Raw genomic sequence first — 12,791 nt, forward strand, 5'->3', positions numbered from 1 at the left:
TTCAGACGGGCAGGTGCTTTACTTCAGCCGATCAGGTTTGAACCTGCTCGGGGCTTTCCGGGTATTCTTCGGGCAGATCCTGACCTTGCTTGATCAGGTCATGGTAGTAGTTCACCCGGTCCACATAGCTTTCGGTGCCCAGACCCGTGGTCGAGACATCAGGATTGGCGGGATCGACGGATTCCGAACCAGAGTTATAGGCCCGAAGCGCCAGATCCATATCGCCGCCGAATTCTTCCTTCTTCTCGGCCAGATACAGCGCGCCCGCCATGATGTTGGATTCCGGGTCGTTGATGTCGCCCTTGATCAGATCGGGATGTTTCGCCTTCATCTCGGCGAAGGTATCCTCGTTGATCTGCATCAGGCCGATATCGGATTTTCCGTTGCCGGCATTGTTCGAGATTGCCTCGGGATCGCCCTTCGACTCTTCCCAGATCATCGCTGCAAGCACATCGGGCGGAATGCCGGTTGCTTTGGAGGCGGCAAGGATCTGGGACCGGAACGCTTCCAGCGCATTGTTATATTGCGGCGATGCGTCTTCGACGGCAGGGGTGTCACCTGTGACCTGATGGTTCTGGACCGGGGCAGGGATGTCGCCCGTCGGTTCACCTGCCGGATCGCCAGCCGGATTACCTGCGGGATCGCCCACCGGGGTTTCCGGCACCTGACCGTCAGGGTTTCCCGCGGCCTGATTTGGCGGAAGGTCTCCGCGATATTTGTCCAGTCTGGCCTGATCCTCATAGCCCAGTTCTTCGGGATCACCTGCCGGCAGGTCCGGGTCACCCGGCTGGGTGGCGGCATTGACCGGCTGTTCGGGCAGATCACCTGGTGCATCACCGGGCGCATCTCCGGGCAGACCCTCGCTGCCGTCGGGGGCTGCGGCTTCAGGATTGGGTTGACCCTCGGGCGTCGGTTGCCCTTCGGGAACGTCCAGCCCCATGGCCTGCATCGTCTGACGCGCCACGTCCAGTTCTGCCTGGAAATGCTTCTTCAATGCATCGTCGGTCGCGGAGTCGCAGCGTGATTGCCGGTCGTTATAGAATTCCTGCCAGCCGGCACCTTGAGCGTTCACTTCCATTTTTCTCTCCTCTGGATGCTTTGACCTGTCGTTACCAACCGTGAACCTGATACGAGGACCATCACACATGCGGGCCCTGTGCTAAGCGTGTGCGCCGTCATTCGACCTCGATTGAGCGCGACTGTCCCGCGCCGCCCGACGATCCCGATTGCTGCCGCCAATAGGGGTCCTCGGGATACATGATGCGGCCCGACGCGTCCTGACCGTAAAGATATCGATCCGCCGCCCGTCCAAGCGGACCCGCTGCGCCGGGGCCGGGAGTGACCGGCGAGACCAGATCGCGCGGATTAGACACTTGCCGCGCCAGAACCAGATCCCGCTTGCAGGCCGGAGCCCGGCGTGAAATGTTGCCGCCGACGCGTTGGCAGGAAGACGGGATGACATGGCCGCTTTCCGAATAGCCGTAAGCCGGTGCCGAGGCGCGGGCGATCACGTCCGAGTCCTTGATCAGCGGATCGGTGCATGCGGCCAACAGCGCGACAGTGGGGATGAGCAGATATTTCATCTGGTAATGAACCCCACGGTATTGCGCACCGGGCGCCGGGCGACCGGCGGAGCGCTGACATTGCTGGCTTCGGCGATGTAGGGGGTGATGAAGATCAGGAGTTCTCGTTCTTGACGGACATTGTTCGAGCGCCCGAAAAGCCCACTCATCCCCGGAGTGCCGCGACGGCCGTTTTCCGAGAACTGCTCGTAAAGACCGGCGATCATGAAGGTCTGGCCGCTGCCGACCTCGACAGTGGTGTCGGCACGGCGCACCGACAGGCCGGGCACGGTGAAGCCGTCCACGCTGACCTGATTGTCATTGTTGAGGAAACTGACCTCGGGCTGAACCTCCATCGCGATGCGCCCGTTCGGCAGCAGCGTCGGCAGAAATTCGATCGAGACGCCATATTGCCGGAATGCGGCCGAGATGACGCCATCGCCCTGATTGATCGGATAGCCGATCTCGCCACCCGCGCGGAAACTGGCGCGGCGACCCGATACGGTGGTCAGCGTCGGTTCCGACAGGATCTGCACCGCGCCGCGTTCTTCCAGCGCGTTGATCACGGTGTCGATGGTAAAGCTGCCCGAGGTGATCCGCCCGCCAATCGCCGGGCTGTTGGCGGCTGCGCCACCCAGAAATCCGGTTGGATTGCCGCCGGTGACGACGCGAAGCGGGCCGCCCGCGCTGGCCCCAAGTGCGGCCAGATCGACGCCCATCCGGCGCAATTCGCTTCTGGAGGCTTCGACAAAGCGGACGCGCAGCGAAATCTGGGTGCCGCCGCCATAGGTCGTCTCGTCGCGGGTGATGACGCCCTGACGCCCGAACGAGCGTTCAGAGGCGGTCACGCCGCGCGTGCCCTGAATGTCGTTCACTTCGCCCGAGATGATCGCGATGCCTTCCTTGCGTCGCACCCCCGTTTCGGACGGAAGCAGCGCCTCTGCACCACCCGAGGCGGGCATGACCTCGACCTCGTATTCGGCGCTGACATCGCTGTTCTCGCTGGTGATGATCACGCTGGTCCGTCCCGACGTATAGCCGGTCAGATAGATCGCGGTGGGCGAGATGGCCTGCGCGTCCGCAATCATCGGATTGGCGATATAGACCGTCGCCGTATCTTCCGGCAGTTCGATCCGGCGTCCGTCCCCCTCGCTCAGATAGATGCGCGTCGATTGCGCATCCGAGGCGGTGGTGAAGGCGCCAGCGATCAGGGCAGCGACGAAGCCTGTCACGGCCAGTCGGCTTGAGCGTGCGGAGATTTGGGTCAGGAACTTTTTCATTGTAACGACAACATCGCGATTGGTTGCACCTTGAAGCTGGGGGCGATCTCTTTGTGCGAGAGAACCGGGAAGGTGATTTCGTGCGTGGCAAGGAACTTGCGCAGGAAGCGGCGGATCTCGGTGGTGGAGATGAAGACCGGCGGCGCGGAATGGGTTTGCGGATCGCCGACGGTTTCCTTCAGACGCTCCAGCAGGCGGCGCGACTGTTTCGATTCCAGTGAGAGATATTCTCCCGACGAAGAATTGCGGATCGAACTGCGGATCAGCCCCTCGATATCGGCATCGACGATATAGGCGGCGATGAAGCGGTCCTGATCGGCGAACTTGTAGCTGATCTGACGGGCAAGCGCGGTGCGGACATATTCCGACAGCAACTCGGGGTCTTTTTCGCGCGGTGCCCAGTCAACGATGGTTTCCAGCAGAACCCGCAGGTTTCGGACCGGGATTTCCTCTTCCACCAGACGGCGCATGATCGTGGCGATCTTTTGCAGCGACAGTGCCTTCTGCGCCTCGGCCACAAGGCTGTCATAGCGGGATTCCATTGCCGCAAGCAGCGCCCCCACCTCTTGCACGCCAAGAAATTCGGCGGCATGGCGCGGCAATCTGCGCGCTGCGATATGGGCCAGCGCCTCGGCCGGGGATTGGTAGGCGACCCCGTTCTTCTCAAGCTCATAGGCTTTCGAGGCGTCGCACCAATAGCTGTGCGGCTCGGTCGGGCTCAGCTCGATATCGTCAACCGGGATGCCAAGAATTTCGGCGGTTTCGGCGTCATCGGTCAGCCGCAGCCGACCCGCCGGGATATAACCTTCAGCCACCGGCACGCTTTCGACCAGCAATTGCCAGCGATCCTTCGGCGCATCCTGATCGACCCACAATTGCAGGCGGGGGAAGGGCACGCCCAGATCTTCGAACACATTGGTCCGTTCACGCAGCGCGACCTTGTCGAATTCGATCCGGTCGATGCTTTCGGCGATATCGGGGCCGACCGCCAGACGCACCGGAGCCATCGGCGCCATCAGCAGATCCTGCTTGCCGTCGGTCGTCGGGCGCTGGCTTTCCTCGATCTCTTCGGCCTGCTGGCGGCGCGCGATCAGGAAGCCGGCGGTGCCGAAGACCATCGCCAGCACCAGAAAGACCGGGGTGGGAAAGCCGGGGATGATCGCAAAGCCCAGCAGAACCGCCGCCGCCACCTGCAAAGCGCGCGGATTGGCGGAAACCTGTTCGGTAATGTCATGCGCCAGATCGACCGAACGCTCATTCGCGATCCGGGTGATGACGATGCCCGAACTGATCGCCATGATCAGCGCCGGGATCTGGCTGACCATACCGTCGCCGATGGTCAGCACCGAATAGCGGTGCAGCGCTTCGCCAAAGGGCATCCCCATCTGGCCGACACCCACGCCAAGACCGCCAAGGATGTTCACCGCGATGATGATCAGCCCGGCGACGGCATCGCCTTTGACGAACTTCATCGCGCCATCCATGGCGCCGTAAAACTCGCTTTCGGTTTGCAGGGATTCGCGGCGGCGGCGCGCCTCGGCCAGATCGATCTCGCCCGCGCGCATGTCGCTGTCGATCGCCATCTGTTTGCCCGGCAACGCATCCAGCGAGAACCGCGCCGAAACCTCGGCCACCCGTTCCGAGCCTTTGGTGATGACGATGAACTGGACGATGGTGATGATCAGGAACACCACCACGCCGACCAGAAGCGAGCCGCCGATCACGAAATTCCCGAAGGATTCAACGATCTGCCCGGCATCCGCCTGCAACAGGATCAGACGCGTGGTCGAGATGCTGATGGCCAGTCGGAACAATGTGCTGAAAAGCAGGATCGACGGCAGCGTGGATAATGTCGTCGGCGATTTCAGATAGACCGCCACGATCAGGATCAGGACCGAGATCGCTAGGTTGAAGCCAATCGACAGATCGATCAGCCAGGTCGGCAGCGGCACGATGATCATGAACACGATCAGGATCAGCAGGATCACCAGAACCAGATCCTGCCGCCCCGCAATCGCGTTGAGCCGCCGCTTGAACCCGCCCTCTGCCATCAGCCGTCATCCTTCCGGGCGTCGGCTGCGACCCGCAGATCGCGGGCCAGCGCCAGCGCATCCCGTGCGCCGATGTTATCGCCCTGACGGTGAAGCGCCTTGGCGCGGATATAGTGCCGCGCGGCGTGTTGAATATCGGTCGCGGGGGTCTCGATAAGCGCCGGATCGGTTTCGTCAAACCGGGTCAGCACCGACATCGCCTGTTCCGGGTCGCCAGCACGCAGCAGCGATTCCGCCAGCGTCAGCAGCGCCGAAGGCCGCGCATCGCCCATCGACAACGCCGCCAGAGACAAAACCATTGCCCGCGACGGATCGCCGTGGCGCAGATACAAAAGCGCCAGCGATGACAGGATACGGCCATGCTTGCGCGCATCGGCGGTGTTCAGATCGTCGGGCAGAGCCTCGGCTTCGTCCCAGTTGCCAAGCTCGCCATAGAGATCTTCCAGCCGCTCATCCGTCGGGTCATCGCCCGCAGGGCTGCCCGGTAGCTTGATCGAATTGGGGATGAGCGACAAAGGTGCGTTCATGTCGTCTGCATGTCCAGATAGCGCGACAGCTTGCGGCATTCATCCTCAAGCACCGCATCGACCAGACGCCCAAGGCCCGGAACCGCCTTGTCGGCGCTGTCGGCATAGCTGCGCGCCGATTCCAGCGCCGAGATCAGATCGGGGGCAGAGGGCAGGCTGACATTGCCAAGCCCGGTTTCAAGGATGGTCTGGAACCCGACCCGTTCAACCTGCGGTCGGGGGCGGGAGACGATATCATCCGCATCCCTGATCGGCGTTGGCTGCTGCGGGCGCCCGATCCGGTCCAGACGCGGCAATTCATTCGTCGCCGGCGTGCTGGAGATAAGTCGGGAAGAGGGATGGATCGAGTCGGACATTCTACGGTTCCCTAAAAACGTACCGCGACAGACTGGCCGTCACGTTCGAACTCGACGCTGCCGCGCTCGATCTTGCGCACGATCCAGCCATCCCGCGTCCGGTCGCCCACGCGATAGACATTGCCGGTCTTGGTCCGAACCTCGGCATTCTCGCCCAGCCAGACCGAGGACACGGCCAGCATGGGCGCCGTCTCGGATTCAATCGCTGTGACGATGGGCAGGCTTTGCCCGAATTCCGCCTCGAATTTGGTGCGGATCTGGCGCCAGTCGTTCACCTGCTCGGGCAACATGGTCCCGCCAAGACGAAGCACGCCGTTCTCGTGGTTCAGCGTCAGATTGCTTAGACCTGCGGCCGCCAGTCGTGATTTCAGTTCGGTCTCGGCAGCCAGAATACAATCGCCCAGACATTCAAGTTGCGGCGAGCTGCTGATCCGGGGCGATGCGGCAGGCTCTGCCGGTTCCGCCACCGCAACCTGTTCGGGCACATTTGCCACCGCCGAGCCGTTGAGGTTGGCCAGCACAGGCACCGGAGATTGTGTGAAAAGCGCGGCGCCCAGCCAGCAGCCAACGAACAAGGCCGCCATGCCGACACCGACAAGAACGCGCCGGTCGGTCGAAGGACGCTGCACGCCGCCCGAAAGTTGCACGGTCACGTCAGAGGCAAGGCGAAGCCGCGCCGGCAGCTTGATCTGATGCGGCGCACCCATCACGGTCAGCGGCGAAACACCGTTCGCCCCCTCACCGATCAGTCCGACGCCGTCAACGACCGGGTTCGCGATGATCGCTTCACCCTTCAACGTCAGATTGATGACCTGATCGCCCAATCCGGCCAGAACAATGTCATTGCCGTCATCGCTGCCGATCGTATAGCGCCCCGCTTCCAGCGAAACGGATGCCCCTGCATTCGGGCCGGCGAGGACGCTCAGCACAAAACTATCCGCAGAGGAATGGCGCTCTGCCTTTTCCCCCATGGCGAGCTCCGATATTGAATAAGAAAAATGTGAGACGAGACGAAATCCCGTCTCACATCATATAATCAGCGGATCTTGCCGTAGGCGTCCTTTACGGTCGTGCTTTTGGCAAGCTCTACGTTGGTTTTCGCGGCCTCAGCAGTAATCGCCTGCTGTTGAGCAATCGCGTTCTGCATATCGGCACTGAAATTTCCGCCAACAGGAGTAGTCATTCTAGTCTCCGTTCACTCTGAGTGGTTGATATTCGCCCAAAGTTTCGGCAGGGCATCAATTCCTGAATTATATGCCTGAGCAAGAAGGGTAAGCTGGGCGTAAACTTCAGGACTTACCCCTCGGTCCATCTCACGGACCACACTGCTCTTTGCAGCCGATAACTTTTCCAACAATCGCTTCAGTTCGACGCCGTTCGGGTCGTCGCTCAAAAGCTTCTCAAGCTCTTCCAGCTCAAGCGTCCGATCCGACAATGCTCGCCTCCCCTTGCGCAACTTCAAATGTTTGCATCTTCATGTACCTTAACGATTGATGCAAACTCATGACATAGCAACATTTTATCAGGCGGATTCGGAACATGAGCAAATTTCCGCTTAATGGGCAAATGCTCGCACAAATTGCGATGAGACAATTTTGCGCAAATTCCCTGCAATTGCTGGTTCGTTCTATCAAGTTGACCATAACGGAAAGATTGGGGTGTCGCGGGGCTGGTTGACTGGTAGCGTGTGACAGGCCCACGCTCTTCCAGCGTCGTAGGGCAGGTTCCACCAGACTGACCCCTGTTTCGATTCTGCATTCCTTCGTCAGCATTATGTGATTCGAGGCGCTCTTTGCGCGGAACCGGCGATTTTGGAGAAACTTGTCAGAATCGGTAAGAAACCTTGCAGGGAAGCTCACGTTGTTCGCCTGCTCCCAAAAGCATTTTCTTCGCCGTCCACGGGCAATAACGTCAGATTTTTCGGCGTGTTTCCGCGCAATATAAGCGCAATCGTTTGTGCATTAATTATGACAGCGATTCTTAGTTTAGGCTTTCGGTCCTTCCGTTCCCGAAGGTGTCCGGATTAGCCTGTGTAGATACATCGCCCATGCTCGCCCTGATCGCTTCGACCAAGCATGAAAGGGCCTTCCGACCCCACTCATTCGCGGGCTGGCCTCGGGGGCCGGGCTCACCTTTTTGCCAAGATGTAGCCGCTTTCTGTGAGATCATCGTGGCCCGGCTGTGGCGGCCAGCGAAATCATCGAGTGCGCGTGATGCGTGTATCGATGAGGCTTCCAGACAGGCTACGGCGTTAAAAAAGGGGCTGCGAAATGCAGCCCCTGTAGGTTGAATATCCGACGGTCACGCCGACCGCTGAAACACCAGATTCAGGAGATCACACCAAAGGCGCTCATGCCTTGCGTCCGGGCACGTCGGCCAACCGCAAGGATCTCGCCGACCTCATCCGATGCAAGGCCAAGCTGCGCCGCGTCGCTACGGGCCGCAGAATCGTTCTGAACCATACCGCCGATCAGAACCAAATTGCGGACATGCGTGAATTCGGCGTCCGGCGCGAATGCAGCCGCGCGCGCGATGCCGTAAGCCGCAGGATCACGCTGCAGACCCATGACCAGCGCAAGGTTGCTGCGCACATCCAGATTGCGCGGATGCGACTGATGCAGAGCGTCCAGAATTGCCCGCGCTTCGTCAAATCTGCTCAGACCGGCCAGCGCACCTGCTCTGAGTTGCTGCACCTGAAGGGTATTCCCACCGATCGAGGTTCCCGTGTCCAATGCGCCTTGGAAATCACCCAGTCCAAGCTGCGCCTCGCCATATCCGATCTTCGCATCACGATCATTCGGAGAGATCAGAAGAGCTTCCCGATAGGCGCCCATGGCCCTGCTCCACTCACCCATTTCGGCTTGCAGCGCACCAAATTCTTTAAGCGCGGCGACGTTGTTCGGGCGATCCTTGATGGAGGATTGCAGTTGCGCGAGCTTTTCTTGTTGGGAAACCATCGCACCGGGCGCCTGTCCGAAATCCGGATCCGCACAGGCGGCGAGCAGCGTCATACCCAGTAAACCGAAGCAAATCCTGAAATTGCGAATGTTCATTCTGGTGGCCTTTGGCGTTGTTCGTTTGTGTCGTTTTGGTCAAAGACAATCCGCGCTATCGGACGCCACATCGAAAGGCAGCCGCATTTCGCAAATATGACCAGACACATGCAGGAAACAGGTCGGCAATTGCAAGCCCTGAGATTCCCGTGTGCGATGATAAGCGGGACGAAGTTCGGTCAACCTAATTGGGCGCGCGACCTCATCCATCAGACGAGACCCGTCCTTGCCAAGCTGCGCCGCACGATGTCCGAATATTCTGCCCACGAATGGGCGCAGCTCACCTCCCAAACAATCGGGTTAGCAGGTGTAGCGAGTAGCTGAATTTAGGCCGGATATGGTCCACGCATTGGGAGTGGCTGTGGGTAAGCCGAAAATCGCCTATAACAATGTACTTTTTCGTACTGATTTGAAATTGCTTATATTATTCTCAGATGGTGTCGATGACAAAGTCGTGGACAGGCCTCAGAGATCACAGCAGTATTAACTCATGTGAACAAGAAAACTGCACCACATGTGCTGTCCCTACGGGCGGCACATGGCTCTTAAAACATGCCGTTTGACCATTCATGGTCCTGACGCAAGGAGTCACCACATGCCCTCTCAAATCCAGAACGAAGACCAATGGTGGGTTAATGACCAGACCCCTGACAACCCTTATGGCAAGAGTACCGATTACGAGGCGTTCCTTGACTATGTAGGCGCGCTGAATCGTAGCCTGACGCCGGAAATCGCGGCAGAGCCGCTGCGCATCAATGTACACGAACTCAATGACCATCCGGATTACAAGGCAGCCGCAATAGGCGCCTTGGATATGTGGGCAAAGGTTACGCCGCTGCAATTTGAGATCGTCGATGATGCGGCTTTCAATGCCGAAACGGACTGGATGGAGGTTGTCAGCCCGGAAATAGGTGAACAGAACGACGGCAGCGCGTTTTCAAGCAACCGCTTTGTCAGCATCGGTCAGCGTTTCCACGATACCGAGCCGAACCTGACCGATGTCGGCGGCTATGTCTTTGACTCCTTCGTTCATGAATTCGGGCATGAATTTGGCCTGAACCATCCGGGGCTTTACAACTACAGCGGCCCGGGCGGCGTGCAGATCAACTATCTGAACAACGCGACCTGGATTTATGACCGTCAGCAATACAGCGTCATGTCCTATTTTGACGGGATCGATGTCGGCGAAGATACCCGCTGGTCGGCGTCAACCCCGCTGATGGCGGATATCGAGGCGGTGATCCGTCGCTTCTTCTCAACCGTGGATGAGGATGGGGTTCGGACCTATCAGACGATCAATCTGAACACCGGCGACAATACCTATGGGTTCAATAGCTCGGAATATGGCTACCAACTGACCTCGTCGGGGATGCAGCACGATATCGGCTTCGTCATCCACGATACGGGCGGCGACGATACAATCGACTTTTCCGGCTCGACAGCGGGGACGATCCTCGACCTGCGCGCCGGGCAATTCTCCAGCGTAAACGGGCACAGTAACAACGTCTCGATCTTCGCCGGGCACAATGCCGACCAGACCGAATACTATATCGAGAACGGTATCGGCAGCAGCCATGATGACATCCTGATCGGCAATGATGGAGACAACGTTCTGGACGGCCGCGGTGGCGATGACAGCATGGCTGGCGGCAATGGTGACGATACCTATTTCGTCGATTCCATCGACGATATCGTCCTCGAAAATGCTGACGGGGGGAACGACACGATCATCGTGATGACCCGCGGGCTGGATATCGGCGAGATCGCCAATGTCGAGAACATCATCTACACCAACGGATCGCCGGTGCGGCCCGAAACCAACACCGGCGGCAATACCGGATCGGGCGGAAATTCGCTGAGCAGCATCATCTTCGGAGATGCCGCAAGCAACACGATCGACGGTGGGGCCGGCGGAAACACCATCTTCGGACTGGATGGTGACGATCTTCTGATCGGCGGACGCGATTCTCTGGCAAGCCGCGACATCAACAATACGATCGATATCGAAGACCTTGAGGATCAGACCGAAAGCGATGACGGCAACGACGCGCTTTATGGCGGGCGCGGCAATGACACGCTGATCGGTGGTGCGGGCGACGATACGCTTGACGGTGGCGATGGCGACGACCTGATGTTCGGTCAGGATGGCGTCGATGTCTTCCGCGGCGGGCGTGGCGTCGATACCGTTGATTTCAGTCGGGAAAGCCCGTTCCAGCTTTTGGTGAACCTTGAAAGAAACATTGCCAATGGCGGCACCGCCTCGGGCGACACCTTCTACAGCATTGAGAACCTGATCGGCTCGGATGACCGTATCGACCGCTTCATCGGCACCGATGCGGCGAACCATTTCTGGGGACAAGGCGGCGGCGACTATTTCAACGGTCGCGGTGGCGATGACATTCTGGATGGCGGCAATGATGGCGACATCCTGTATGGAGAGGACGGCAACGACACGATCATCGGCGGTTCCGGTCAGGACTATATGAACGGCGGCAGCGGCATCGACACTGTCGTCTATCGCGGAAGCTCGGCTGGTGTGACGGTCGATCTAGTCGGTGGCATGGCCTCAGGCGGCGACGCGACAGGGCCGGTTCAGATCGTCGGCCGCGGCACCGTCATCCGGCACGACATTCTGGTCGATTTTGAGAATGTCGTCGGCTCATCGCATGATGATCTTCTGATCGGCAACAGGGTCGTCAACATTCTGGCCGGCGGGGCGGGTGATGATACGCTTTCGGGCGGTGCCGGTGCCGATACGCTGAAAGGCGGGGCTGGCAGCGATACCGCGGATTATTCCGCATTCACCCGTGGTGTGACCCTTGATCTGGCCAAGGGCAGGTCGGCGCAGGACACCTATGACTCGATCGAAAACCTGTCCGGATCGGGCCACAATGACAGCATCAAAGGCGATGGTTCGGCCAATGTGCTGACAGGTTTCGGCGGCGCAGATATGATCGCCGGCGGAAATGGCGACGATACCTTGCTGGGTGATTTCGATAGCGAGATCGAGGCTGTACCGACGCCCGGTATGGGCAGCGGCTATGCCACGCTTGGGGCTGACGCCACGAATAACTCGATCGAGAACGCGTTTGATATCTCGGACAACTTCTCGCTGACCGAGGATCCTGACATCTTCGACTCGACCTCCGTCCTTCACACGACGGTCAACGCGACCGGCAACGGGCAGGGCGGATACTATCGTATCGACCTTGCCGCTGGCACCGTGATCACGATCGATATCGACGGCATCGCCGATCCCGATGTGCATGATAGCTGGCTGAAACTTCTGGATGCAGACGGGAACGTCGTCGCTGAAAACGATGACGGCGGCGGTGATCCAGGCTCGGCCACGACGCGGGATTCAAGCACTGTCTTTGTCGTCGAGGAAACCGGAACCTACTATATCCTTGAAGGTCGCTGGTCGCCTGACGCACCGGGTGATGGATGGGAGCCAGTCGTCCCGGAGGGCTCGACCTATAAACTCAATGTGTCGGTCGATTTCCCGAAACCGCCGGCGCAGCCGGGTGAGGCCGGGGCTGACAGGCTTTCCGGTGGTCGCGGTAACGATCTGCTGGATGGCGGGCTTGCAGCCGATACGCTGATCGGCGGTGCGGGAGAGGATTCCTTCCGCTTCTCTTCCGAGCTTGGGAACGGCAATATCGACCGGATCACCGATTTCGTCGTCGGTGAGGATGTCATTGTTCTGGATAAAAGCATCTTCGCGGATATCAGCGGAACCGGCGGTCTGTCGCGAGCCGCCTTCCACAAAAGTGCCGCGGGCACCGCGCAAGATGCCAATGACCGGATCATTTATGATACGGACAGTGGTGTGCTGTCCTATGATGCCGATGGGTCGGGTGACGGCGGTGCGGTTCGTTTTGCCCGTCTAAGCGCGGGTCTGGATCTAACGCATGACGATTTCATCCTCGTCTGACACCAATCGAGAAAGGGGCGCCGTGTGC

At 59.4% G+C, this 12,791-nt stretch carries 11 protein-coding genes; 1 reads left to right on the forward strand and 10 read right to left on the reverse strand.

Translation table 11 applies throughout. The features are described from left to right. Positions 1–31: 31 nt before the first annotated feature. The 10 genes from JJJ17_RS00170 to JJJ17_RS00215 form a co-directional block, all read right to left on the reverse strand. Positions 32–1,078 (reverse strand): transglycosylase SLT domain-containing protein, encoded by a 1,047-nt coding sequence (locus JJJ17_RS00170; RefSeq protein WP_200682910.1) that lies wholly within the window; start codon positions 1,076–1,078, stop codon positions 32–34. A 97-nt stretch (positions 1,079–1,175) separates the two neighbouring features. Continuing rightward, positions 1,176–1,583, reverse strand: a complete 408-nt coding sequence (locus JJJ17_RS00175) for a hypothetical protein (protein ID WP_200682911.1) — start codon at positions 1,581–1,583, stop codon at positions 1,176–1,178. Next, positions 1,580–2,794: a type II and III secretion system protein family protein gene (locus JJJ17_RS00180; protein ID WP_200682912.1), complete on the reverse strand. Its 1,215-nt coding sequence runs from the start codon at positions 2,792–2,794 to the stop codon at positions 1,580–1,582. The genes JJJ17_RS00175 and JJJ17_RS00180 overlap by 4 nt, the downstream gene beginning before the upstream one ends. A 44-nt stretch (positions 2,795–2,838) precedes the next feature. Beyond that, on the reverse strand, positions 2,839–4,893 hold the full coding sequence (gene sctV / locus JJJ17_RS00185) for a type III secretion system export apparatus subunit SctV (RefSeq protein ID WP_200682913.1): 2,055 nt from the start codon (positions 4,891–4,893) through the stop codon (positions 2,839–2,841). Further along, complete coding sequence (locus JJJ17_RS00190; protein ID WP_200682914.1) at positions 4,893–5,420, reverse strand: tetratricopeptide repeat protein; 528 nt, start codon at positions 5,418–5,420, stop codon at positions 4,893–4,895. The genes sctV and JJJ17_RS00190 overlap by 1 nt, the downstream gene beginning before the upstream one ends. Then, complete coding sequence (locus JJJ17_RS00195; protein WP_200682916.1) at positions 5,417–5,776, reverse strand: hypothetical protein; 360 nt, start codon at positions 5,774–5,776, stop codon at positions 5,417–5,419. The genes JJJ17_RS00190 and JJJ17_RS00195 overlap by 4 nt, the downstream gene beginning before the upstream one ends. An 11-nt stretch (positions 5,777–5,787) precedes the next feature. Continuing rightward, complete coding sequence (locus JJJ17_RS00200; protein ID WP_200682917.1) at positions 5,788–6,747, reverse strand: SctD/MshK family protein; 960 nt, start codon at positions 6,745–6,747, stop codon at positions 5,788–5,790. Between the two features lie 65 nt (positions 6,748–6,812). Continuing rightward, positions 6,813–6,959: a hypothetical protein gene (locus JJJ17_RS00205; protein WP_200682918.1), complete on the reverse strand. Its 147-nt coding sequence runs from the start codon at positions 6,957–6,959 to the stop codon at positions 6,813–6,815. A 12-nt stretch (positions 6,960–6,971) separates the two neighbouring features. After that, positions 6,972–7,211 (reverse strand): EscE/YscE/SsaE family type III secretion system needle protein co-chaperone, encoded by a 240-nt coding sequence (locus JJJ17_RS00210; RefSeq protein ID WP_200682919.1) that lies wholly within the window; start codon positions 7,209–7,211, stop codon positions 6,972–6,974. A gap of 892 nt (positions 7,212–8,103) precedes the next feature. Then, the gene (locus JJJ17_RS00215; protein WP_200682920.1) at positions 8,104–8,733 is read right to left on the reverse strand and encodes a hypothetical protein; all 630 of its coding nucleotides are present in this window, start codon (positions 8,731–8,733) and stop codon (positions 8,104–8,106) included. 691 nt (positions 8,734–9,424) lie between these two features. Here JJJ17_RS00215 and JJJ17_RS20610 point away from each other — a divergent pair. Next, entirely contained in the window at positions 9,425–12,763 is a 3,339-nt protein-coding gene (locus JJJ17_RS20610; protein ID WP_200682921.1) for a M10 family metallopeptidase C-terminal domain-containing protein, read from the forward strand. Positions 12,764–12,791 lie beyond the last annotated feature (28 nt).

Source organism: Paracoccus caeni (genome assembly GCF_016629665.1).
GTDB lineage: Bacteria > Pseudomonadota > Alphaproteobacteria > Rhodobacterales > Rhodobacteraceae > Paracoccus > Paracoccus caeni.